Origin of the sequence: Cryobacterium sp. TMT2-17-1, assembly GCF_004402765.1 — a bacterium.
In the GTDB taxonomy this organism is placed as follows: Bacteria; Actinomycetota; Actinomycetes; order Actinomycetales; family Microbacteriaceae; genus Cryobacterium; species Cryobacterium sandaracinum.
The window spans coordinates 1-22,340 of the sequence record NZ_SOGC01000049.1 but is presented as its reverse complement, the minus strand read 5'-3'; the positions used below and the strand labels follow the sequence as shown (position 1 = coordinate 22,340).

Annotated in this window: 22 protein-coding genes; 19 read left to right on the top strand and 3 right to left on the bottom strand. The window is 67.7% G+C overall.

What is annotated here, in order from left to right:
- Nucleotides 1-134: 134 nt before the first annotated feature.
- Nucleotides 135-482, bottom strand: coding sequence for a DUF1844 domain-containing protein (locus E3O47_RS14355; RefSeq protein ID WP_104101224.1), 348 nt, complete (start codon nt 480-482; stop codon nt 135-137).
- Between the two features lie 286 nt (nt 483-768).
- On the opposite strand from E3O47_RS14355, the gene infC reads away from it, so the two are divergent.
- The 18 genes from infC to E3O47_RS14265 all read left to right on the top strand — a co-directional run bounded on the left by infC (nt 769) and on the right by E3O47_RS14265 (nt 18,802).
- Nucleotides 769-1,395 carry a translation initiation factor IF-3 gene (gene infC, locus E3O47_RS14350; protein ID WP_104101226.1) on the top strand — a complete coding sequence of 209 codons (627 nt, stop codon included), beginning with the start codon at nt 769-771 and terminating at the stop codon, nt 1,393-1,395.
- Nucleotides 1,388-1,582, top strand: coding sequence for a 50S ribosomal protein L35 (rpmI, locus tag E3O47_RS14345; RefSeq protein WP_104101228.1), 195 nt, complete (start codon nt 1,388-1,390; stop codon nt 1,580-1,582). Before infC ends, rpmI begins: the two co-directional genes overlap by 8 nt.
- 27 nt (nt 1,583-1,609) lie before the next feature.
- On the top strand, nt 1,610-1,996 hold the full coding sequence (gene rplT, locus E3O47_RS14340; RefSeq protein ID WP_104101231.1) for a 50S ribosomal protein L20: 387 nt from the start codon (nt 1,610-1,612) through the stop codon (nt 1,994-1,996).
- 152 nt (nt 1,997-2,148) lie between these two features.
- Nucleotides 2,149-2,949, top strand: a complete 801-nt coding sequence (locus E3O47_RS14335; RefSeq protein ID WP_104101233.1) for an RNA methyltransferase — start codon at nt 2,149-2,151, stop codon at nt 2,947-2,949.
- Between the two features lie 67 nt (nt 2,950-3,016).
- Entirely contained in the window at nt 3,017-3,805 is a 789-nt protein-coding gene (locus E3O47_RS14330; RefSeq protein ID WP_104101236.1) for an amino acid ABC transporter ATP-binding protein, read from the top strand.
- 37 nt (nt 3,806-3,842) lie between these two features.
- On the top strand, nt 3,843-4,712 hold the full coding sequence (locus E3O47_RS14325; protein ID WP_104101238.1) for a glutamate ABC transporter substrate-binding protein: 870 nt from the start codon (nt 3,843-3,845) through the stop codon (nt 4,710-4,712).
- 135 nt (nt 4,713-4,847) lie between these two features.
- Nucleotides 4,848-5,495, top strand: coding sequence for an amino acid ABC transporter permease (locus E3O47_RS14320; RefSeq protein WP_104170093.1), 648 nt, complete (start codon nt 4,848-4,850; stop codon nt 5,493-5,495).
- Nucleotides 5,492-6,415: an amino acid ABC transporter permease gene (locus E3O47_RS14315; RefSeq protein ID WP_104101242.1), complete on the top strand. Its 924-nt coding sequence runs from the start codon at nt 5,492-5,494 to the stop codon at nt 6,413-6,415. The genes E3O47_RS14320 and E3O47_RS14315 overlap by 4 nt, the downstream gene beginning before the upstream one ends.
- A 20-nt stretch (nt 6,416-6,435) precedes the next feature.
- A complete protein-coding gene (gene pheS, locus E3O47_RS14310) occupies nt 6,436-7,476 on the top strand; it encodes a phenylalanine--tRNA ligase subunit alpha (RefSeq protein WP_134342196.1) in 1,041 nt (346 codons plus the stop codon).
- On the top strand, nt 7,476-10,010 hold the full coding sequence (pheT, locus tag E3O47_RS14305; protein ID WP_134421011.1) for a phenylalanine--tRNA ligase subunit beta: 2,535 nt from the start codon (nt 7,476-7,478) through the stop codon (nt 10,008-10,010). Before pheS ends, pheT begins: the two co-directional genes overlap by 1 nt.
- 133 nt (nt 10,011-10,143) lie before the next feature.
- Nucleotides 10,144-11,187 carry an N-acetyl-gamma-glutamyl-phosphate reductase gene (gene argC, locus E3O47_RS14300; RefSeq protein WP_134421009.1) on the top strand — a complete coding sequence of 348 codons (1,044 nt, stop codon included), beginning with the start codon at nt 10,144-10,146 and terminating at the stop codon, nt 11,185-11,187.
- On the top strand, nt 11,184-12,356 hold the full coding sequence (argJ, locus tag E3O47_RS14295; RefSeq protein WP_104170088.1) for a bifunctional glutamate N-acetyltransferase/amino-acid acetyltransferase ArgJ: 1,173 nt from the start codon (nt 11,184-11,186) through the stop codon (nt 12,354-12,356). Before argC ends, argJ begins: the two co-directional genes overlap by 4 nt.
- An 86-nt stretch (nt 12,357-12,442) precedes the next feature.
- The gene (gene argB, locus E3O47_RS14290) at nt 12,443-13,288 is read left to right on the top strand and encodes an acetylglutamate kinase (RefSeq protein ID WP_241986222.1); all 846 of its coding nucleotides are present in this window, start codon (nt 12,443-12,445) and stop codon (nt 13,286-13,288) included.
- A gap of 32 nt (nt 13,289-13,320) precedes the next feature.
- Nucleotides 13,321-14,514 carry an acetylornithine transaminase gene (locus E3O47_RS14285; RefSeq protein ID WP_134421005.1) on the top strand — a complete coding sequence of 398 codons (1,194 nt, stop codon included), beginning with the start codon at nt 13,321-13,323 and terminating at the stop codon, nt 14,512-14,514.
- A 38-nt stretch (nt 14,515-14,552) separates the two neighbouring features.
- On the top strand, nt 14,553-15,482 hold the full coding sequence (gene argF, locus E3O47_RS14280) for an ornithine carbamoyltransferase (protein ID WP_104101257.1): 930 nt from the start codon (nt 14,553-14,555) through the stop codon (nt 15,480-15,482).
- Nucleotides 15,483-15,544: 62 nt separating this feature from the next.
- A complete protein-coding gene (locus tag E3O47_RS14275; RefSeq protein ID WP_104101259.1) occupies nt 15,545-16,744 on the top strand; it encodes an argininosuccinate synthase in 1,200 nt (399 codons plus the stop codon).
- Nucleotides 16,745-16,751: 7 nt separating this feature from the next.
- Nucleotides 16,752-18,194: an argininosuccinate lyase gene (gene argH / locus E3O47_RS14270; RefSeq protein ID WP_134421003.1), complete on the top strand. Its 1,443-nt coding sequence runs from the start codon at nt 16,752-16,754 to the stop codon at nt 18,192-18,194.
- Nucleotides 18,191-18,802, top strand: a complete 612-nt coding sequence (locus E3O47_RS14265) for a DNA-3-methyladenine glycosylase (RefSeq protein ID WP_134421001.1) — start codon at nt 18,191-18,193, stop codon at nt 18,800-18,802. Before argH ends, E3O47_RS14265 begins: the two co-directional genes overlap by 4 nt.
- A 251-nt stretch (nt 18,803-19,053) precedes the next feature.
- Here the strand turns inward: E3O47_RS14265 and E3O47_RS14260 are convergent, their stop codons facing one another.
- Together E3O47_RS14260 and E3O47_RS14255 are read right to left on the bottom strand one after the other, a co-directional pair.
- The gene (locus E3O47_RS14260; RefSeq protein WP_134420999.1) at nt 19,054-19,758 is read right to left on the bottom strand and encodes a hypothetical protein; all 705 of its coding nucleotides are present in this window, start codon (nt 19,756-19,758) and stop codon (nt 19,054-19,056) included.
- A complete protein-coding gene (locus E3O47_RS14255; protein ID WP_134420997.1) occupies nt 19,755-20,417 on the bottom strand; it encodes a winged helix-turn-helix transcriptional regulator in 663 nt (220 codons plus the stop codon). Before E3O47_RS14255 ends, E3O47_RS14260 begins: the two co-directional genes overlap by 4 nt.
- Before the next feature lie 146 nt (nt 20,418-20,563).
- Here E3O47_RS14255 and tyrS point away from each other — a divergent pair, with 146 nt between their 5' ends.
- The gene (gene tyrS, locus E3O47_RS14250; protein WP_241986218.1) at nt 20,564-21,865 is read left to right on the top strand and encodes a tyrosine--tRNA ligase; all 1,302 of its coding nucleotides are present in this window, start codon (nt 20,564-20,566) and stop codon (nt 21,863-21,865) included.
- Nucleotides 21,866-22,340 lie beyond the last annotated feature (475 nt).

Sequence of the window (22,340 nt, the reverse complement as noted above, 5' to 3'; positions counted from 1 at the left end):
GTCGTGGCCCCGTAGCGGCTCTGGCCCGAACCAATTCGACCACAGAAACCCCCGCCGGAGTCGACGGGGTTTTCCACGGTGCTAGGTCACTTTAGGGAGCCGCACCGCGACCCATCCGAGCCGGCTGTTCGTCCCTAGTTGACCGGCCCGGTGAACTTTTCTCCCGGACCCTGGCCGATCGCGTCGGGGATGGCCGAGGCCTCCCGGAAGGCCAGCTGCAGCGATCGCAGACCGTCGCGCAGGCTGCGCGCGTGCATGTCGGCGATGTCGGGGGCCGCGGCGGTGATCAGGCCGGCGAGGGCCGTGATCAGCTTGCGCGCCTCGTCGAGGTCGGTCTGGTTCTCCGGGTCGTCGGCCAGGCCGACCTTGACCGCGGCGGCGCTCATCAGGTGAACGGATGCCGTCGTGATGATCTCCACGGCCGGCACGTCGGCGATATCGCGTGTTGCCTGGGCTGCATCCTGCTCGTTGCTGTTGGTCACTGCATTCCTCTGTTAGACTCGACCGGGCTCCGAGATGCAAGTCTCGGTACGAAAGTGGATAATCTCCCACCCGCGCATACCGCTTCATATAGGTTACCGGGTAGTTGCACTCCGCCTTCGCGGCGCTGGACTCCAACAGGAATCCGCTCCGCGTGGGTAGACAGGGTGTCGTCTGTGGTATTCGGGCAGTTTTCTCCGACAATCCAGACGCGTTTTTCCTCTCTTCGTCTCCGGGCGACATCCGTCTCCTGGCTGTAGCCACGATGCATGAGAAGAGGAGAGACGCATCAGCGATCCCCGTACAAATGACCGTATCCGCGTCCCCGAAGTCCGTCTCGTTGGTCCTAACGGCGAGCAGGTTGGGGTCGTGGCCATCGATGTTGCGCTGCGCCTTGCACAGGAGGCCGATCTTGACCTCGTCGAGGTTGCACCGACCTCGAAGCCGCCCGTTGCCAAGATCATGGACTACGGCAAGTTCAAGTACGAGGCTGCGCAGAAGGCCAAGGAGGCCCGGCGCAACCAGGCGAACACGATCCTGAAAGAGGTTCGTTTCCGTCTCAAGATTGATAAGCACGACTACGAGACCAAGCGCAAGCGCGCCGAGGGCTTCCTGAAGGCCGGTGACAAGGTCAAGGCCATGATTCTGTTCCGTGGCCGCGAACAGTCCCGTCCCGACCAGGGCGTACGTCTGCTCCAAAAATTTGCCGAGGATGTCGCCGAGTTCGGTTCCGTGGAATCGAGCCCGACCATTGACGGTCGAAACATGGTCATGGTCGTTGGCCCGCTGAAGAACAAAGCGGAAGCCAAGGCCGAGATCAATGCACACAAGGCTGCCGATCGGGCAGAAAAGGTTGCCGACAAGGCTGACAAAGTTGCTGATAAGGCAGCGAAACTGGAGGAAAAAGATGCCTAAGATGAAGACCCACTCCGGGACGAAGAAACGCTTCAAGGTCACCGGTTCCGGCAAGATCATGAAGCAGCAGGCCGGCCTGCGCCACAACCTCGAGGTCAAGAGCACCCAGCGCAAGTCCCGCCTGAACCACGACCAGGTGCTGGCCAAGGCCGACACCAAGGTCATCAAGAAGCTTCTCGGTCGCTAGACCCGTACCCCGTAAGGAACTAAGAAAATGGCAAGAGTCAAGAGGGCCGTAAACGCCCATAAGAGCCGTCGCGTTATTCTCGAGCGCGCCAAGGGTTACCGCGGTCAGCGCTCGCGTCTGGTCACCAAAGCCAAGGAGCAGCTCACTCACTCCTTTACCTATAGCTACCGTGACCGTCGTGCACGCAAGGGTGACTTCCGTCGCCTGTGGATCCAGCGGATCAACGCTGCGTCCCGCGCGAACGGCCTGACCTACAACCGTCTGATCCAGGGTCTCGCCCTGGCCGGCATTCAGGTCGACCGTCGCATCCTGGCCGAGCTGGCCGTCAACGAGCCCGCCACGTTCGCGGCCATCGTCGAGAGCGCCAAGGCAGCACTGCCCGCCGACACGTCAGCACCCCGGGTCGCCGCGTAGCTGTCAGCCGGCACCAGCACTAACACGCACTCTCCACGGGAGCGGGCCCCGCGCCCGCTCCCGTTTTGCGTGCCCGGGGCCGGTTCGCCGGGTCGCCGCGTGTGCCCCGAGCGGGAACACAGCCGCCCCGCCCCGGCAAGTAAGCTGGAGGCATGTTAGATAATCCCCGTTCTCCGCGCGTGCGGGCTGTCGCGAAACTGGCGAATCGAGCCGCTCGCTCCGAGGCGGGGCTGTTCCTCCTGGAAGGCCCCCAGTCGGTCTCCGAGGCCCTCAACTTCCGGCCCGACCTTGTTGTGGAGCTCTTCGTGACCCCCACCGCCCTCGAGCGGCACCCCGAGATCGCCCAGGTCGCCCAAGAGGTGGGCGCCGAGCTCGAATTCGTCACCGAGCAGGTGCTCGAAACGATGGCCGACACGGTCACGCCGCAGGGTTTCATCGCGGTGTGCCGTCAGTTTCCCACCTCGGTCAAGGACATCTTCGCCAACGAGCCCAAGCTCATCGCCATCCTCGAAGAGGTGCGCGACCCCGGAAACGCCGGCACCATCATCCGTGCCGCGGATGCCGCCGGCGCCGACGCCGTGATCCTCACCGGCCGCAGCGTGGACCTGTACAACCCGAAGGTCGTGCGCTCCTCGACCGGCTCGATCTTCCACCTCCCCGTCGCCGTCAGCGCGACGCTCTCCGACGTGCGCGAACGGGCCCGGTCCGCCGGCCTGCAGATCTTCGCCGCCGACGTCAAGGGCACCGATTTGCTCGCTGCCCGCACCGAGGGGCTTCTGGTCGCTCCGACGGCGTGGCTGTTCGGCAACGAAGCCCGCGGACTGACCGACGAAGATCTCGCCGTGGTCGACCGGTCCATTTCTGTTCCCATCTACGGTCACGCCGAATCGATGAACTTGGCGACGGCCGCCAGTGTTTGCCTGTATGAAAGCGCATTTGCTCAGCGCAGCTGATTATCACAGCTCGGTAACCACCGGCTTGGTGGTTCTGAGAAACCCTGTTCTAGCCTAGGTTTGGGACATGGAGCCTACAGAATCTGCGCCGGCGACGTCCAACATCACGGTGTTGCGCGGTGAGCCTCTCGTCGTGATCAGTGACGTGGACAAGCACTACGGTGACCTTCACGTGCTGAAGAAGATCAACGCCGTGGTCAACCGCGGCGAGGTCGTGGTGGTGATCGGGCCGAGTGGCTCCGGCAAGTCCACCCTCTGCCGGGCCATCAACCGGCTCGAGACCATCGACGCGGGCGTCATCACGATCGACGGCGTCAAGCTGCCGGCCGAGGGCAAGGCGCTGGCCAAGCTGCGCGCGGACGTCGGAATGGTGTTCCAGGCGTTCAACCTCTTTGCCCACAAGACCGTCCTCGAGAACGTCACCCTCGGGCCGATCAAGGTGCGCGGCCTGTCGAAGGCCGAGGCCGAGAAAAAGGCCATGGTCCTCCTCGAGCGTGTCGGCGTGGCCAACCAGGCCAAGAAGATGCCCGCCCAGCTCTCCGGTGGACAGCAGCAGCGGGTCGCGATCGCACGGGCTCTCGCCATGGACCCGAAGGTCATCCTGCTCGACGAGCCGACCAGTGCGCTCGACCCCGAGATGATCAACGAGGTGCTCGAGGTCATGATCAACCTGGCTAACGACGGCATGACCATGATCGTCGTCACGCATGAGATGGGCTTCGCCCGCCGCGCCGCCGACCGGGTCATCTTCATGGCCGAGGGCGAGATCGTCGAGGAGACCACGCCCGAGCAGTTCTTCACCAACCCCCAGAGCTCGAGAGCGAAGGACTTCCTCTCCAAAATACTTGCCCACTAACCGGTGTGCAGGACGACACAGCAATCAGGAGATACCCATGAGACTCACTAAAGGTCTAATGATTTCGGCCATTGCCCTCGCGAGCGTTCTCACGTTGAGCGGATGTACCGATTCCGCCCAGACGCCCGAGGCCGCACCGGTCGAGGAAACGGTTGAGTTCGAAGCCGGCACCTCCATGGCCGCGTTGAACGAGGCCGGGGCGATCACCATCGGCACCAAGTTCGACCAGCCGCTGTTCGGCCTCAAGGGCCCGGACAACAACCCGGTCGGCTTCGACGTCGAGATCGGCAAGCTCATCGCCGCGAAACTCGGCATCTCCGCCGACAAGATCAAGTGGACCGAGACCGTCTCGGCCAACCGCGAGCCCTTCCTCCAGAACGGCCAGGTTGACCTTGTCGTCGCGACCTACACGATCAACGACACCCGCAAGGAGGTCGTCGACTTCGCCGGACCGTACTACCAGGCCGGCCAGGACCTGCTTGTGCTCGCCGGCAACCCCGACAAGATCACCGGCCCGGAGGACCTCGCCGGCAAGCCCGTCTGCACCGTGAGCGGCTCGACGTCGGAGAAGAACATCGCCGCGTACTCCGACAACGTGATCGCGACCGACACCTACTCCAACTGCTTGGGCCCGCTCCGCAGCGGCGAGGTTGTCGCCGTGACCACGGACAACGTTATCCTGGCCGGCCTCGCCGACCAGAACGCCGGTGAGTTCGAGGTTGTCGACAACCCCTTCACCAAGGAGCCCTACGGCATCGGCCTGAAGAAGGACGACACCGAGTTCCGCACCTTCATCAACGATGTGCTCGATGAGGCGTACGAGGATGGCACGTGGGCCGAAGCCTGGGAAGCGACCGCCGGTACCGTGCTCGAGACCCCGACCCCGCCGGCAGTCGACCGGTACTAGTCGCCGAAAGCAGCACCTGCTGATCGGGGCGGCCGCGCCGCACAGGCGGCCGCCTCGACCAGCACCTTTTTCCTGGAACCCGCACGACCCACCCGCACGACATCCAGATAGTCACTACAGAAGAGGAGGTGAGTTGTGGACGCAGTCATCGAAAACCTGCCCCTGTTTCTGGAGGGCTTCAGAAATACATTGGGCCTTCTGCTTCTGGCCGGCACGGGGGCGCTCGTGTTCGGCATCATCATCGCTGCCATGCGCATCTCGCCCGTCGCATCCCTGCGCGGATTCGCCACCGTCTACACCGAGATCGTGCGCAACACCCCGCTCACGCTGGTGCTGTTCTTCTGCGCCTACATCCTGCCCTACCTCCAGTTCAGCCCAGGCTACTTCGTGCTCGCCACGATCGGACTCACCGTCTACACCTCGCCGTTCGTCGCCGAAGCCCTGCGCTCGGGCGTCAACGGTGTGCACGTGGGTCAGGCCGAGGCCGCCCGCAGCGTGGGTCTGACCTTCACGCAGACCCTCTCGTTCGTCGTCATGCCCCAGGCGGTGCGCATGGTCATCCCGCCGCTCATCAATGTGTTCATCGCCCTGACGAAGAACACCTCGGTCGCCGGCGCCTTCTTCGTCTTCGAACTCTTCGGCGCCGCCCGCAAGATCACCAACGATCGCGGCGATGAGGTGCTCGCGATCTTGCTCGCCGTGGCAGTCTTCTACCTCCTGGTCACCATCTCGCTCGGCCTGATCGCCGGTCGGGTCGAGAAGAAGGTGGCGGTTCTCCGATGACTTCCGTGCTTTACGACGCTCCGGGCCCCAAGGCCATCTTCCGTTCCCGGCTGTTCTCCGTGGTGGCCGGCCTCGTCATCGCCGCCGGCCTGGTCTGGCTGATCTTGGCGCTGGGTGCGCCCAAGACCAGCGCCAACGGCGCCGTTCAGCCGGGCCTCTGGGACGTCTCCCGGTGGGACGTCTTCGCCGACCGCGAGGTCTGGCGCACGCTCGGCCGCGGAGCACTGAACACCCTCCGAATGGCCGGCGTCGCCGCTGCGTTCGCCCTGGTGCTCGGTGTACTGTTCTCCTTCGGGCGCGTCTCCGATACTAAATGGATTCGGATCCCGACCACGGTCGTGCTCGAATTCGTGCGCGGCATGCCCGTACTGCTGATGATGCTTTTCATCCTCCTCGTCTTCTCCACCGGCTCCTTCTGGGCCGGTGTCGCCGCCCTCTCCGTCTATAACGGCGCGATCATCGGCGAGGCGCTGCGGGCCGGCATCAAAAGCCTGCCTCGCGGCCAGCGCGAGGCTGGGCTGGCCATCGGGCTCACGCCCGTGGCAACCCGGTTCCGGATCGAGTTCCCGCAGGCGTTCCGGCAGATGCTGCCGATCATCATCGCGCAGCTCGTCGTGCTCCTCAAGGACACGTCCCTGGCGTTCGTGGTCGGCTACGAGGAGCTCCTCCGCAGCGGGCTGTACAACCTGACGAACTTTTTCGGCAGCCGGTACTCCTTCTCCTTCTTCCTCGTCGTGCTCGCGATCTACCTGACGATGAACCTACTGCTCTCCTGGCTGGCCCGCGTCATCGCCCGCCGCACCGGCTCCAAGTCCGGCGGCGTCACCACGGACACGAAGGCGCCGCCTGAGAAGCCCCTCGATCCCGAGGTGGTCTACCCCGCTGCGCTCGGCAACCAGATGGGCGCCCGGGGGCTTTAGCGGCACTAAACTTGTGCCTTGTGTCTGACCCCACTGAGATCTCTGAACCAGTCGTGAGCGCGGCCGTCGACGCCGCACTCGCCGCCATTGACGCCGCGAACGACTCCGCGGCCCTGAAAACCGTGCGCACCGAGCACACCGGCGAGGCCTCCCCGCTGGCCCGACTCAACGCGCTGATGCGCAGCGTGCCGGGCAACCAGAAGGCCGCCGCCGGCAAGCTTCTCGGCCAGGCCCGAGGTGCCGTCGCCCAGGCGTTCTCCGCCCGCGAGGCCGCGATCACCGAGGCTGAGGCAACCGCTCAGCTCGCGGCCGAAACGGTCGACGTGACGGCGGCGGCCTCCACCTGGAAGCCCGGCGCGCGGCATCCGCTCACCCTGTTGCAGGAGCGCGTCGCGGATGTCTTCGTCGGCATGGGCTGGGAGGTCGCCGAGGGCCCCGAGCTCGAGAGCGAGTGGTTCAACTTCGACGCCCTCAATTTCGACGAGGACCACCCGGCCCGTGCCATGCAGGACACGTTCTTCATCGACCCACCCGAGGCACACCTGGTACTGCGCACCCACACCTCGCCGGTACAGCTGCGTGCCCTGTTGTCGCGCGAACTTCCCGTTTATGTCGTCGCGCCCGGCCGGGTGTTCCGCACCGACGAACTTGACGCCACGCACACGCCCGTGTTCCACCAGATCGAGGGCATCGCCGTCGACAAGGGCCTGACCATGGCGCACCTGCGCGGCACTCTCGACCATTTCGTGCAGGCCATGTTCGGCCCCGAGGCGAAGGTGCGCCTGCGCCCCAACTACTTCCCGTTCACCGAGCCGAGCGCCGAACTCGACCTGTGGCACCCGACCTTCAAGGACGGCGCCCGCTGGATCGAGTGGGGCGGCTGCGGCATGGTCAACGCCAATGTGTTGCGTTCCGCCGGGATCGACCCGGAGGTCTACTCCGGATTCGCGTTCGGCGTCGGCGTCGAACGGGCATTGATGTTCCGAAATGATGTGAAGGATATGCACGACATGGTCGAAGGCGACGTCCGGTTCAGCCAGCAGTACGGGATGACCGTCTGATGCGTGTACCACTGAGCTGGCTGGCTGAGTTCGTCGACCTGGCCCCGGGCATCACGCCCGAGGACGTGCACGCCGCCCTGGTGAGCGTGGGCCTCGAAGAGGAGGAGATCCACCGCTTCGAGCTGACCGGGCCGATCGTGGTCGGCCAGGTGCTCGAGTTCGTCGGCGAGGAGCAGACCAACGGCAAGACCATCAACTGGTGCCAGGTGCGCGTCGCCGCTGACGGCGAGCTCGCGGCCGACGGCGGCCCGGCCGTGCACGGCATTGTCTGCGGCGCCCACAACTTCGTCGTCGGCGACAAGGTTGTCGTGACCCTGCCCGGCGCCGTGCTGCCCGGTCCGTTCCCGATCGCGCCCCGCAAGACCTACGGCCACGTGTCCGACGGCATGATCGCCTCGGCCCGCGAACTCGGCCTCGGCGACGAGCACGACGGCATCCTGGTGCTCGGCAGCCTCGGCCTCGACCCCGAGATCGGCACGGATGCGATCAGCCTGCTGGGCCTGGACGACACCGCCGTCGAGATCAACGTCACGCCCGACCGGGGCTACGCCTTCTCGATCCGTGGCGTCGCCCGCGAGTACGCGCACGCCACCGGGGCTGCCTTCCGCGACCCGGCGCTCTCCGTCACCGCGGACGCGTCCACGGTCGCCTTCCCGGTCACCATCGCCGATCAGGCCCCGATCCGCGGTCGCGTCGGCGCGAGCGTGTTCGTCACCCGCGCGGTGCGCGGCGTGGACCCCACCCGGCCGTCTCCGGCCTGGTTGATCGCCCGCCTGAAGCTGGCCGGCATCCGTTCGATCTCGCTGATCGTCGACGTCACCAACTACGTGATGATCGAGCTCGGCCAGCCGATCCACGGCTACGACCTTGACAAGCTGGCCGGCGGTATCACCGTGCGTCGCGCAGAACCGGGCGAGAAGCTCGTCACCCTCGACGACGTCACCCGCATTCTCAACGCCGAAGACTTGCTGATCACCGACGAGTCCGGACCGATCGGTCTGGCCGGCGTAATGGGCGGTCAGAGCACCGAGATCGGTTCCGCGACCACGAATGTGCTGATCGAGGCCGCGAACTTCGACCCGGTATCGATCGCGCGCACGGCCCGTCGGCACAAGCTTCCCAGCGAGGCATCCCGCAGGTTCGAGCGCGGGGTGGACCCGGCCGTGGCCGCGGTCGCCGCCGCCCGCGTCGTTCAGTTGCTGGTCGAGCTCTCCGGGGGAGAAGCCGACGGCCTCGGCTCCCTGCACGACGCCACGCCCGACGCCGAGCCGATCTTCCTGCCGACCGGCTTCATCTCCGGCCTGATCGGACTCGACTACACCCGCGAGGAGGTGCGCACCTCGCTGGCCGAGATCGGCGCCTCGATCGAGGAGACCGAGATCGGGCTGAACGTCACCGCCCCGAGCTGGCGCCCCGACCTGACGGACAAGTGGACCCTGGCCGAGGAAGTCGCCCGCATCGTCGGTTACAACCGCATCCCCTCGGTGCTGCCCGTCGCCCCGCCCGGGCGCAGCCTCACCCACGCGCAGACCCTGCGCCGCCAGGTGGCGCAGACCCTGGCGGCCACCGGCCACACCGAGGTGCTCGCGTACCCGTTCGTGGCGGAGAAGTCGAACAACCTGTTCGGGCTGCCCATCGGCCCTGCTGTTCCGCAGATCCGGGTTGCCAACCCGCTCGACGGAGAGGCGCCGTTCCTGCGCACGTCGATCCTGCCCGGGCTGCTGCAGATCGCACACCGCAACCGCTCGCGCGGCCTCACCGACCTGGCCGTCTTCGAACTGGGCTTGGTGTTCCGGCCGGTGGCGGGCATCCGTTACGGCGGCTCCGTCGTGCCGCCCGGCGCGGTGCGCCCGAGCGCGCAGCTGGAGGCCGAGCTCAACGCGGGCATCCCGCCGCAGCCTCTGTCGGTGGCGGTCGTGCTGACCGGCTCCGTCGTGCGGCACCAGCCGGGGCAGCCCGCCGTGGCCGCAAGCTGGCAGCACGCCCTCGCCGCGGTGCAGCAGGTCGCGCTGGCCGCCGGCGTTCCGATCACGGTTCGCCAGGGTTCGCACCAGGCCATGCATCCCGGCCGCACCGCCGAGCTGTTCGTGACGACGGATGCCGGCACGACCTCGGTCGGCTACGCCGGCGAACTGCTGCCCAGCATCGCCCGCGACGCGGACCTGCCCGCGGTCGTCGCGGTTGCCGAGATCGACCTGACCGCCGTGTTCGCGGAGGCCGGCGCCGAGCTGCGCGCCACACCGATCGCCACGATGCCGGCCGCCACACAGGACCTGTCCCTCGTGGTCGACGCCGGCGTGCCGGCCGGCGATGTGCTCCGCACGCTGCTCGAGGGCTGCGGGCCGCTGCTCGACCACGCCGAACTCGTCGACGATTACCGCGGCACGGGCGTGCCGTCCGGGCGCAAGTCACTGACGTTCGCGCTGCGGTTCCGGGCGCCGGAGCGCACCCTAACTGCCAAGGAGGCCAGCGACGCCAAACTCGCCGGCGTCGCGGTGGCCGCCGCCCGCTTCGGGGCCACTCTCCGCGAGTAGCGCGAGTAGCGCGAGCTGGCGCCCGCTCCGCGCGCCGAGTGTCGCCCGTTCTGCCGAGAGTCACCGCCCGGGCGGCGATTATCGGCGCGAACGGCGATTCTCGGCGCGCGGGGCGGCGCGCTAGGTTGGGAACATGTCTTTTTCGGTGGCGGTGGCAGGTGCGAGTGGCTACGCGGGCGGTGAATTGTTGCGTCTGTTGGCCGGGCACCCCGACTTCGAGGTGCGCACGGTCACGGCGCACAGCACTGCCGGGCAGCGTCTGATCGACGCGCAGCCGCACCTGCGCTCGCTCGCGCACCTCAGCCTGGTCGACACGACGCCCGAAACCCTCGCCGGGCACGATGTGGTGTTTCTCGCCCTGCCCCACGGAGCATCCGGTGCCCTCACCGCGCACCTTTCCGCCGACACGCTTGTCGTGGACTGCGGTGCCGACCATCGGCTCGAAAGTGAGAGCGACTGGGCGGCGTTCTACGGGGGCGACTACTTCGGCGCCTGGACCTACGGCGTGCCCGAGCTCCCGGTGGTCGGCGGCACGCAGCGCTCCCGGTTGGCCGGCTCCCGCCGCGTCGCCGCCCCCGGCTGCAACGCGAGCACGGTGGCGTTGGCGCTGGCGCCGGGCATCCGTGCCGGGGTGATCGAGCCCGAAGACTTGGCCGCGGTGCTCGCGGTCGGACCCTCCGGCGCCGGCAAGAGTCTGACGCTGCCGAACCTCGCAAGCGAGATCCTCGGCTCCGCGAACCCCTACGCGGTCGGCGGCGTGCACCGCCACATCCCCGAAATCCAGCAGAGCCTGCGCTGGGCAGGGGCCTCGAACCCGACCATCTCATTCACCCCGGTGATCGTGCCGATGTCGCGGGGAATCCTCTGCACCGCGACGGCCCGTCTCGTGCCCGGCACAGCCGGCGCCGCGGTGCGCGCCGCCTGGGAGGCGACCTACGCCGACGAACCGTTCGTGCATGTGCTGCCGGAGGGCCGATTCCCGCGCACGGGCGATGTGCTCGGCGCCAACACCGCGCTGATCGGCCTCGCCGTCGACGAGGCCGTGGGCCGCGTCGTGACGATCACCGCCGTCGACAATCTCACCAAGGGCACCGCCGGTGCCGCCATCCAGTCCGCCAACCTGGCGTTGGGACTGCCCGAGACCACGGGCCTGAGCACGAATGGAGTTGCCCCATGAGTGTCACCGCCCCCGCCGGGTTCGCCGCCGCCGGAGTCACGGCCGGCCTGAAACAGTCCGGCGGGCTCGACCTCGCCGTCGTGCAGAACCTCGGCCCGCTCACCAGCGCGGCCAGCGTTTTCACCAGTAACCGGTGCAAGGCGAACCCGGTGCTTTGGAGCGAGCAGGTCATGAAGGGCGGCCGAGTCAAGGCCATCGTGCTCAACTCGGGCGGCGCGAACTGCTACACCGGCAGCATCGGCTTCCAGACCACGCACGCCACCGCCGAGGCCATCGCCGACCGCTTGGAGATCTCCGCCGGCGAGGTGCTGGTCTGTTCCACCGGCCTGATCGGCGAACAGCTCGACCTCGGCAAGATCACCGCCGGCGTGTGGGACGCGACCCTCGCGCTGCAGGGTGAGAAGGCCACCTCCGACGCCGCCGGCCTGGCCGCGGCGCAGGCGATCATGACCACCGACACCACACCCAAGCAGACCATGCTCGTTTCCGACACCGGCTGGACCATCGGCGGCATGGCCAAGGGCGCCGGCATGCTCGCGCCTGGCCTGGCCACCATGCTCGTGGTGCTGACCACCGACGCCGTGCTCGACTCCGAGCAGCTGGACGTGGCCCTCCGCCAGGCCACCCGGGTCACGTTCGACCGCCTCGACTCCGACGGCTGCATGTCCACCAACGACACTGTCACCCTCCTCGGCTCCGGGGCGAGCGGGGTCACCGCCGACCTGGCCGAATTCACGGATGCCCTGATCGCCATCTGCCAGGACCTCACCCTGCAGCTGCAGGCCGACGCCGAGGGGTCCGCCCACGACGTCGCCATCACGGTGCGGCACGCCGGCACCGAGGCCGACGCCGTCACGGTCGCCCGCGCGGTCTCCCGCAGCAACCTGTTCAAGACTGCGATCTTCGGCAACGACCCGAATTGGGGCCGCGTGCTCGCGGCGGTCGGTACGACGGATGCCGCCTTCGACCCCTACGGCATCGACGTCGCCATCAATGGCGTGCAGGTCTGCACCGCGGGGGAACCCGACCAGCCGCGTGAGCTCGTCGACCTCACCCCCCGCTCGGTCTCCGTGCTGATCGACCTGCACGAGGGCGACGAGACGGCCACCATCTGGACCAACGACCTCACCCACGCCTACGTCGAAGAGAACAGCGCGTACTCGAGTTGAACCCGGTCCACGAAACCCCCGGCGACGAGACGACCCCAGGCGACGAGACGAACAGCCGGGCGGAGGCAGCCGTCAAGGCCGCCACGCTGATTGAGTCGCTACCCTGGCTCAAGCGGTTCCACGACCAGATCATCGTGGTCAAGTTCGGCGGCAACGCCATGGTCAGCGAGGAACTGCAGCGAGCGTTCGCCGAAGACATGGTGTACCTGCGTTATGCCGGCATCCGCCCCGTCGTCGTGCACGGCGGCGGCCCGCAGATCTCCGCGATGCTCGACCGCCTCGGCATCGCGAGCGAGTTCCGCGGTGGCTACCGGGTGACCACGCCTGAGGCGATGGACGTCGTGCGGATGGTGCTCACCGGCCAGATCAACCGCGAGCTGGTCAGCCGCATCAACCAGCACGGTCCGCTGTCGGCCGGGCTCTCCGGCGAGGACGCCGGGCTGTTCCAGGGCCGTCGCCGCGGCACCGTCATCGACGGCGGCGAGGTCGACCTCGGCCTCGTTGGCGACGTGATCGGCGTCGACCCCGAGGCCGTGCTCGCCCAGCTCGCCGGCGGCCGCATACCGGTCGTCTCCTCGATCGCACCCGACACGGATGTCCCGGGCCAGTCCCTGAACATCAACGCCGACGCCGCCGCCGCGGCCCTCGCGGTCGCGCTCGGCGCCGCCAAACTGGTCATCCTGACCGATGTCGCGGGGCTGTACAGCGACTGGCCCAACCGCGACTCGCTGGTGTCGGTCATCGACGTGGACTCGCTTCGCTCCCTGCTGCCGGGCCTCGAGTCGGGAATGATCCCCAAGATGACGGCCTGCCTCGACGCGGTCGAGGGTGGCGTCGCGAAGGCGGCCATCATCGACGGCCGGGTACCACACTCGATCCTGCTCGAGGTCTTCACCGGCAGCGGGATCGGAACCGAAGTGGTCCCGGCATGAGCAATACGCACCCAGAATCGAGTACCGCACAGATGGCCGATTCCGGCCCCCCCGACTGGCGCGAGCGTTTCAGCGCCGCCATGATGCACACGATCGCACCGCCGCTGGCCATGCTCGTGCGCGGGAAGGGGTGCTACGTCTGGGACGACGAGGGCACGAAGTACCTCGACTTCCTCGCCGGAATCGCCGTGAACTCGCTCGGCCACGCGCATCCGGCTCTCGTCGCCGCGGTCACCGACCAGGTCGGCCGGCTTGCCCACGTCTCGAACTACTTCGCGTCGCCACCGCAGCTGGAACTGGCCGAACGGCTCAAGCGCCTCACCGGTGCGGGACAGGCCGGCCGGGTCTACTTCTGCAATTCCGGCGCCGAGGCCAACGAGGCCGCATTCAAGCTGGCCCGGCTGAACACCGACGGTGGCAACCGAACCCGCATCCTCTCCCTGCACGACTCGTTCCACGGCCGCACGATGGGGGCGCTCGCCCTCTCCGGCAAGCCGGCCATGCGCGAGCCGTTCCTGCCGGTCCCCGAGGGGGTCGAGCACATCCACGCCACGCTCGAGGGGCTGGACGCCGCGATCGACGAGACCGTCGTCGCCCTCTTCCTCGAGCCCGTGCAGGGCGAGGCCGGGGTGGTCGACCTGCCCGCAGGGTTCCTGCGCCACGCCCGCGAACTGTGCACCCGAAACGGCGTGCTGCTCATCCTCGACGAGGTGCAGACCGGCGCCGGCCGCACCGGCGAGTGGTTCGCCTACCAGCACGACGGTATCCAGCCGGATGCGCTCACGCTGGCGAAGGGGATCGGCGGCGGCCTGCCCATCGGCGCCCTCGTCACCTTCGGGGCGGCGTCGGAGCTGTTCCAGCGCGGCCAGCACGGCTCGACCTATGCCGGCAACCCGCTCGTCACGGCCGCCGCCAACGCCGTGCTCGGCGCCATCGAAGCCGACGGCCTGGTCGCCAACGCCGCGCGGCGCGGCGAGCAGGTGCGGGGGATCCTCGCCGGGTTCGGTTCCCCCCTCATCGGCGAGGTGCGCGGCCGGGGGCTCCTACTCGGTGTCGGGCTGACCGAACCGGTCGCCACCCGCCTGGCGGCCGCGGCCCAGAGTAACGGCTTGATCGTGAACGCCGCAAACGAGTCCACCATCCGTCTGGCCCCGCCCCTCATCGTCGGCGACGACGAACTGGCCGATTTCGAGTGCCGATTCGGGCTCGCTCTGGCCAGCCTCTAGAGTTGAACGATCTATTCCCCAGAAGCGAAAGTGACACCGTGACCCGCCATTTCCTGCGCGACGACGACATCTCACCGGCCGAACAGGCCGAGATCCTCGACCTTGCCCTGGACCTCAAGCGTGACCGATTCGCGGTCAAACCTCTGGCCGGCCCGCAGACCGTGGCTGTCATCTTCGACAAGTCATCGACCCGCACCCGGGTCTCCTTCGCCGTGGGGATCGCCGACCTCGGCGGCAGCCCGCTGATCATCAGCACCGCGAACAGCCAGCTCGGTGGCAAGGAAACCGCCTCCGACACGGCCCGCGTGCTCGAACGCCAGGTGGCCGCGATCGTCTGGCGCACCTACGGCCAGGCCGGACTCGAGGAGATGGCCCTCGGCACCACGGTGCCCGTCGTCAATGCGCTGTCCGACGACTTCCACCCCTGCCAGTTGCTCGCCGACCTGCTCACCATCCGTGAGCACCGCGGCGACCTGGCCGGTCAGACCCTCGCGTTCCTCGGCGACGGAGCCTGCAACATGGGCCAGTCCTACCTGCTCGCCGGCGCGACCGCGGGCATGCACGTGCGCATCGCCTCCCCGGTCGGGTACACGCCCACCGACGAGGTCGTCGCGGATGCCGCGGCGATCGCCCTGCGCACCGGCGGCTCCGTGGAGCTCTTCACCGACCCGGTCGCGGCCGTCACCGGCGTCGACGTGGTCGTCACCGACACCTGGGTGTCGATGGGCAAGGAAGAGGAGAAGGCCACCCGCCTGGGCGACCTCGGACGCTACCGTGTGGACGCCGCCCTGATGGCGCTCGCGAAGCCCGACGCGCACTTCCTGCACTGTCTGCCGGCTGACCGCGGTTACGAGGTGACCGCCGACGTCATCGACGGCGCGCAGAGCATCATCTGGGACGAGGCCGAAAACCGCCTGCACGCCCAGAAGGCGCTGCTCGTCTGGCTGCTCACCCAGAACAGCGCCTAACGCCCCGGCGGGCGTCACAGCATGACCGTAAACTTGATCAGATCGAATTTTTAGGGAGAACCATGGCTGAACGCGTTGTGCTGGCATATTCGGGCGGACTCGATACCTCGGTTGGCATCGGCTGGCTGAAGGATGCAACCGGCAAAGAGGTCGTGGCCCTCGCCATCGACGTGGGACAGAGCGGCGAGGATATGGACGTCATCCGCCAGCGCGCCCTGGACTGCGGCGCCGTCGAGTCCATCGTCGTCGACGCGAAGGACGAGTTCGCCAGCGACTACGTCGTGCCGGCCCTCAAGGCCAACGCGCTCTACCAGAAGCGTTACCCGCTCGTCTCCGCGCTCAGCCGCCCGCTGATCGCCAAGTACCTCGCCTCCACGGCCAAGGAGCTCGGAGCGAACAGCGTCGCGCACGGCTGCACCGGCAAGGGCAACGACCAGGTGCGCTTCGAGGCCGCCGTCGCCGCCCTCGCGCCCGAGCTCACCTCGCTCGCCCCGGTGCGCGATTTCGCCCTCACCCGGGACAAAGCCATCGAATACGCGGCGCTGCACGACCTGCCCATCGCACAGTCGAAGAAGAGCCCCTACTCGATCGACCAGAACGTCTACGGCCGTGCGGTCGAAACCGGCTTCCTCGAAGACCCGTGGAATGCCCCGATCGAAGACCTCTACACGTACACGCAGGACCCGGCCGTGACTCGCGAGCCCACCGAGGTCGTCATCAGCTTCGACCAGGGTGTTCCCGTCGCGATTGACGGCGTCGCCGTCACCCCGCTGCAGGCCATCGAAATGATGAACCTGCTCGCCGGCAACCAGGGCGTCGGACGGATCGACATCGTCGAGGACCGCCTCGTCGGCATCAAGAGCCGCGAGGTCTACGAGGCCCCCGCCGGCATCGCCCTGATCGCCGCGCACGAAGAGCTCGAGAACATGACCGTGGAACGTGACCTGGCCCGCTACAAGCGCACGGTCGAGTCCAAGTGGGCCGAACTCGTCTACGACGGCCTCTGGTTCTCCGGCCTGAAGCGCGCACTCGACGTGTTCATCGACGAGACGCAGAAGCACGTGACCGGTGACATCCGTCTGAAGATGCATGCCGGCACCGCCGTCGTCACCGGCCGCAAGTCCACGCAGAGCCTCTACGACTTCAACCTCGCCACCTACGACACCGGGGACACTTTCGACCAGTCCATGGCCAAGGGTTTCATCGAGCTGTGGTCGCTGCCGAGCAAGATCTCGGCCCGCCGCGACCTCGCCGGCAAGTAGGGCTGACGTGGCTGGCGACACGGACACACACGAGAACCGCGCGGGCAAGGCGGGCGCCCTCTGGGGTGGCCGCTTCGCCGGGGGACCGTCGCCGGAACTGGCGAAGCTGAGCAAGTCGACCCAGTTCGACTGGCCGCTGGCTCCCTACGACATCCGTGGTTCCCAGGCCCACGCGCGGGCCCTGGCCGCGGCCGGTTACCTGACCGCCCCGGAACTCGTCGCCATGATCGCCGGCCTCGACACCCTGATGCAGGCCGTGGTCGACGAGAGCTTCCTTCCCGCAGAATCCGACGAGGATGTGCATTCGGCCTTGGAACGCGGCCTGATCGACATCGTCGGCGTCGAACTGGGCGGCAAGCTGCGCGCCGGCCGCAGCCGCAACGACCAGGTCGCCACCCTGGTGCGGATGCTGCTGCGCGACAAGGCGAAGGGCATCTCCGCCCACGTCATCGACCTGATCGACGCCCTGGCGTCGCAGGCCGAAGCGAACGACGAGGCCATCATGCCGGGCCGCACGCATCTGCAGCACGCCCAGCCGGTGCTGCTCGCCCACCACCTGTTCGCGCACTGCTGGCCGCTCGTGCGCGACCTCGAGCGGTTCACCGACTGGAACACGCGCGCCGACTACTCGCCCTATGGGTCTGGTGCCCTGGCCGGCAACACGCTCGGCCTCGACGCCAACCTGGTGGCGGCCGACCTCGGCTTCAGCGCCGTGGTCGAGAACTCGATCGACGGCACCGCGAGCCGCGACCTGGTCGCCGAGTTCGCGTACATCACCGCCCAGATCGGTATCGACCTGTCCCGTCTGGCCGAGGAGATCATCCTCTGGAACACCCGCGAGTTCGGTTTCGTCACCCTCGACGACTCCTACTCCACCGGGTCGTCGATCATGCCGCAGAAGAAGAACCCGGACATCGCCGAGCTGGCCCGCGGCAAGGCGGGGCGCCTGATCGGCAACCTGACCGGTCTGCTGACCACTCTCAAGGGGTTGCCGCTCGCCTACAACCGCGACCTGCAGGAAGACAAGGAGCCAGTCTTCGACTCGATCGAGACGCTCGAGGTGCTCCTGCCGGCCTTCAGCGGAATGATCGCGACCCTGACCTTCCACACTGAACGGATGGCCGAGCTCGCCCCCCAGGGATTCTCCCTGGCCACCGACGTCGCCGAGTGGCTCGTCAAGCAGCAGGTCACGTTCCGGGACGCGCACGAAATCACCGGTTCGCTGGTGAAGTTCGCGGAGCGGAACGGGCTCGACCTGCACGAGGTGGACGACGCCGCGCTGCTCGCGCTGTCGCCGCACCTCACGCCGGACGTGCGCGAGGTACTCACCATCACCGGTTCGGTGTCCCGCCGCGACGGCCAGGGCGGGACCGCCCCGATGCGCGTGGCGGAGCAGCGCGCGGCGCTCGTCACCCGGGTGCGCGCGCTGGCGGCTGCGCTCGGCATGTGACACTCGCCGACGGCATTCTGGCGCGACCGGCGGTTGAGGTCGCGCCACAGTTGTTGGGCGCGCTGCTCGACCGCGCCGGGGTGCGGCTGCGCATCACCGAGGTGGAGGCCTACCTCGGGCAAGGGCTCGACCCCGGCTCGCACGCCTTCCGTGGCCAGACCCGGCGGAACGCGTCGATGTTCGGCCCGAGCGGCCACCTCTACGCGTACTTCAGCTACGGCATGCACGTCTGTGCGAACATCGTCTGCTCGCCGCGCGGCGAAGCGTCCGCCGTGCTGCTGCGCGCCGGCGAGATCGTCGACGGTGTCGCCGAGGCACGGATGCGCCGCCCCACCTCACGCAGCGACCGCGACCTGGCGCGCGGCCCGGCCCGGCTCACGCTGGCGCTCGGCATCGGGCTGGGAGACGACGGTGCGGACCTCGGTGAGGCGCCGTTCACGCTGACCCTGCCTCCCGAACCGGTCGCTTTCCGCAGCGGACCCCGCACCGGAGTCGGCGGCGTCGGCGGGGGAGCGGAGTATCCGTGGCGATTCTGGATCCCGGGCGACGCGTCGGTGTCGCCGTACCGGCGACATCCGAAGCTGGGCGCTGAGCCCGACTCTCGCTAGGCGCGCGTCGTCGACAGGCGAGCACCGTCGACAGGCTCGGGCCGTCGCCGGGCTCGCGCCATCACCGGGACCCGCGCTGGGGCATCCGGCGTCACATAAAAGCGGAGATTTTCGGGAAACGCCGGTTCGGGGGCCGACCGGCGTGTCGCGAAAATCTCCGAGGTTACGTCAGCGCGATCGGCACGGATGTCCCGGGTCGCGCGGCAGGTTCGGGTTACCGGATCCCGGTAAGCTCGACCGCCGACCGGCGCCTACGTCAGGGCGATCTGCACCAGGGCGGCGCACGCGCACGCCCAGATCAGGCTCGCCAGCGTGCCGATGATGAACCGCTCCCGGGCCTCGGCCGTGGCCAGCTCGGTGAAGCGGCCGACGCCCTTGATCGCCACGACGACCGCGATGGCCTCCGGGAAGCCCGCCAGGATCGCGCCGGCCACGGCGAGGCGCTCCAGGATTCCGATCATCAATCCACCGCGCAGCACCTCGTGCACGAAAGTGCCGTGCGTTCCGGTCGTCCCCTCACCATCGGGTACACCGGTGGCATCCGGTGCATCCGGTGCATCGGGTGCATCCGGTGCGCCGGCATCAACCCCGGACGCGCGGCCCGGCTCCGGTGTCACGGGAGCGCCGCCGTTGTCGACCAGGATCCCGCCGTGCTGGCCTTGGGGCACGGAGTTGTTCGTGGCCAGCCTCAGCGCAAGCAGCGCCGCCGGGCCGCCGCCGACCACGGCGAGACCGAGGGCCACCATGCCGAGGAGCACGCCCGACACGGTCGCGCCTCCGGGCGAGGGGAGGGCGGCGATCATCAGGGCCGCAGCGAGGGCGCCGCCGGAGACCGCGGCGAACTGCGGCTTCTGGCGCCGGAACGCGAGGATGGCGAAGACCAGCGAGCCGGTGGTGACGACCAGGAGGGACATCCAGTAGAGGTAGGCAACGATCGGGAAGGACGAGGAGATCATGCGGCAGGGTCCGTTTCGGTCGTGGCGTGCTCGAGGTTCTCCAGCAGCCTAACGAGTGCGGGCTGGGCGGACTGGTCGACCCTCCAGAGGGCGATTCGGATGCGCTGGCTGACGGCGGCGGGGGAAATGCCGAGCTCGGCGGCGATCTCCACCTGGGACATCCCGCTCGCCAGCAGGTCGATGGCCGCCCAGCCCTCCTGCGAGCGACGCTGGCGAAGGAGCAGCAGATTGGTGATGAGCGCTTCCACCCCGTCGGCGTCGAGCAGCGGAGCAGTACGGCCAGCAGTACGGCCAGCAGTACGGCCAGCGGCCGGATCAACCTCGAGACTGAACCGGGCCTCGGCCTTCTTTGCCCGCGTCACGGCCGCCCGCGCCGCGACGAACGCACCGCCGGAGGCCTGCCGGGTTGTTTCTGGAAGAGGGGTGCGCACCTCGCCGATGCCGAGCCCGATGCTCCAATGGCCCGCGCGATGCAGCGCGAGAACGGCGGCAAGGGCCGTGCCGGCGTCGGGCAGCAGTAGCTGGATCTCATCGCCGGACGTCTGGTCGGGCGGCAGCGTGAACGCCGGGCCGTACGCGGCCACGAGCTCGGCGATCATCTCGCCGGCCCGATCGCGATCGTTGCGGCTGTCGACCTGGTCGGCCGTGATGACGAACATGGGCGGGACCTCCGACGGAGTTGGCGGGCTGATATGAAGCTTCCACGATGAATCTACACTAATTCAGCCTATAGGCTTAATATTTGCCGATCAAGGTGTGGTCCTGAATTCCCGGGCAGCGAGTCGGGCGCTGATATCCTTGGCTCGTGTCAGATCCAGCCATCCTCGCCCTGCAAGCCAACGACCCGACCTTCGACGACGTCTGGGAGGAGATCTCCTGGCGAGGCCTGGTACAGGTGTCCACCGACACCACCGAACTGCGTGAGCTGCTCGCCGGCCCGCCGGTCACGTTCTACTGCGGCTTCGACCCGACCGCCCCGAGCCTGCACCTCGGCAACCTCGTGCAGCTGCTGCTCATGCGCCGGCTGCAGCTGGCCGGACATAAGCCCCTCGGCCTGGTCGGCGGGTCCACCGGACTGATCGGTGACCCGCGCCCCACGGCCGAGCGCACCCTGAACTCTCGGGATGTCGTCGGCGAGTGGGTGGGCTACCTCCAGGCCCAGGTCTCGCGCTTTCTGAGCTCGGAGGGCGACAACGCCGTCACCCTGGTGAACAACCTGGACTGGACCGCCCCGCTCAGTGCCATCGACTTCCTGCGCGACATCGGCAAGTACTTCCGGGTCGGCAGCATGCTCAAGAAGGATGCCGTGAGCGCCCGGCTGAATTCCGACGCCGGCATCAGCTACACCGAGTTCAGTTACCAGGTTCTGCAGGGGATGGACTTCCTCGAGCTCTTCCGCACGCACGGCTGCGTGCTGCAGACCGGAGGCAGCGACCAGTGGGGCAACCTCACCAGCGGTATCGACCTCATCCGCAAGGCGGAGGGGGAGAGCGCCCACGCCATCGGCACCCCGCTGATTACGAACAGCGACGGCACCAAGTTCGGCAAGAGCGAGGGCAACGCGGTCTGGCTCGACCCCACCCTCACCAGCCCGTACGCGTTCTACCAGTTCTGGCTCAACACTGACGATGCCGATGTCCTCAACCGGCTGAAGGTGTTCACCTTCCTCACCCGGTCCGACATCGAGGAGCTCGCGGGTGCCGTGGCGGCGGAACCGTTCAAACGCCTCGCCCAGCGCACGCTCGCCGTGTCCGTGACGAGCCTTGTTCACGGCCGTGCCGCGACGGATGCCGCCATCCAGGCCGCGCATGCCCTCTTCGGCCAGGGTGAGCTGTCCGATCTCGACGAGGCCACCCTCGAAGCCGCGCTGCGAGAACTCCCGAACACGACGACCGCCCCGCACGCCCCCGTGGTGCAGCTGCTGGTCGACACCGGACTCAGCATGAGTCTGAGCGAAGCCCGCCGTGCCATCAGCCAGGGTGGGGTCTATCTCAACAACGTGAAGGTGCTGAGCGATGACCAGACCATCGAGGGTGCCGTGCTTCCCGGGGGAGTGGCCGTGCTCCGCCGGGGGAAGAAGACCTTGGCCGGCGTTTTCGTCGTCTGATTCAGAGACGGATGTCGCCTGGTCGTTCCGCCCCGTTGGGGCGTGACACGCCCGGGCGGTTGCTGGTTTTGACGGTCCGGTGTGTCGGCCGTAATGTATTCAAACGTACCCCACAGGTGCGGAAAGCCGCAGAGCTTCCCGGCCTCATGTGGAACCACAGTTTTTCGCTTCGTCTCATGCTTGTTCCTGTTTCAGGTGGGTGTGGGGGAGGCCTAAGATGGTAACTCTCTCCGGCTGCGTGTTTGGTCTGGTGGGTGGTTGTTCGAGTCGCTTTGGCGCACTTGGAATCGGCTGCTTTCCGTGATTTGACAGGGTGTGGCCGGGCAGCTAAGTTATACAAGTTGCCTCGAAGCGACAGCCCTTGGTGGGTTTGAAGTCGAGTGCGTCCGATCCTTGAGAACTCAACAGCGTGCACAATGTCAAATGCCAAAAACCTCGGCCGTAGGGCTCCTTTCTAGGGGGTACCGCGGAAGAG

Bases quoted from the DNA above. Each gene is read 5' to 3' on its own strand.
- rplT (WP_104101231.1), top strand. From the start codon at position 1,610: ATGGCAAGAGTCAAGAGGGCCGTAAACGCCCATAAGAGCCGTCGCGTT.
- E3O47_RS14325 (WP_104101238.1), top strand. From the start codon at position 3,843: ATGAGACTCACTAAAGGTCTAATGATTTCGGCCATTGCCCTCGCGAGC.
- pheT (WP_134421011.1), top strand. From the start codon at position 7,476: ATGCGTGTACCACTGAGCTGGCTGGCTGAGTTCGTCGACCTGGCCCCG.
- E3O47_RS14260 (WP_134420999.1), bottom strand. From the start codon at position 19,758: ATGATCTCCTCGTCCTTCCCGATCGTTGCCTACCTCTACTGGATGTCC.
- argJ (WP_104170088.1), top strand. From the start codon at position 11,184: ATGAGTGTCACCGCCCCCGCCGGGTTCGCCGCCGCCGGAGTCACGGCC.
- rpmI (WP_104101228.1), top strand. From the start codon at position 1,388: ATGCCTAAGATGAAGACCCACTCCGGGACGAAGAAACGCTTCAAGGTC.
- E3O47_RS14255 (WP_134420997.1), bottom strand. From the start codon at position 20,417: ATGTTCGTCATCACGGCCGACCAGGTCGACAGCCGCAACGATCGCGAT.
- argC (WP_134421009.1), top strand. From the start codon at position 10,144: ATGTCTTTTTCGGTGGCGGTGGCAGGTGCGAGTGGCTACGCGGGCGGT.
- E3O47_RS14275 (WP_104101259.1), top strand. From the start codon at position 15,545: ATGGCTGAACGCGTTGTGCTGGCATATTCGGGCGGACTCGATACCTCG.
- E3O47_RS14330 (WP_104101236.1), top strand. From the start codon at position 3,017: ATGGAGCCTACAGAATCTGCGCCGGCGACGTCCAACATCACGGTGTTG.
- E3O47_RS14315 (WP_104101242.1), top strand. From the start codon at position 5,492: ATGACTTCCGTGCTTTACGACGCTCCGGGCCCCAAGGCCATCTTCCGT.
- E3O47_RS14285 (WP_134421005.1), top strand. From the start codon at position 13,321: ATGGCCGATTCCGGCCCCCCCGACTGGCGCGAGCGTTTCAGCGCCGCC.
- E3O47_RS14335 (WP_104101233.1), top strand. From the start codon at position 2,149: ATGTTAGATAATCCCCGTTCTCCGCGCGTGCGGGCTGTCGCGAAACTG.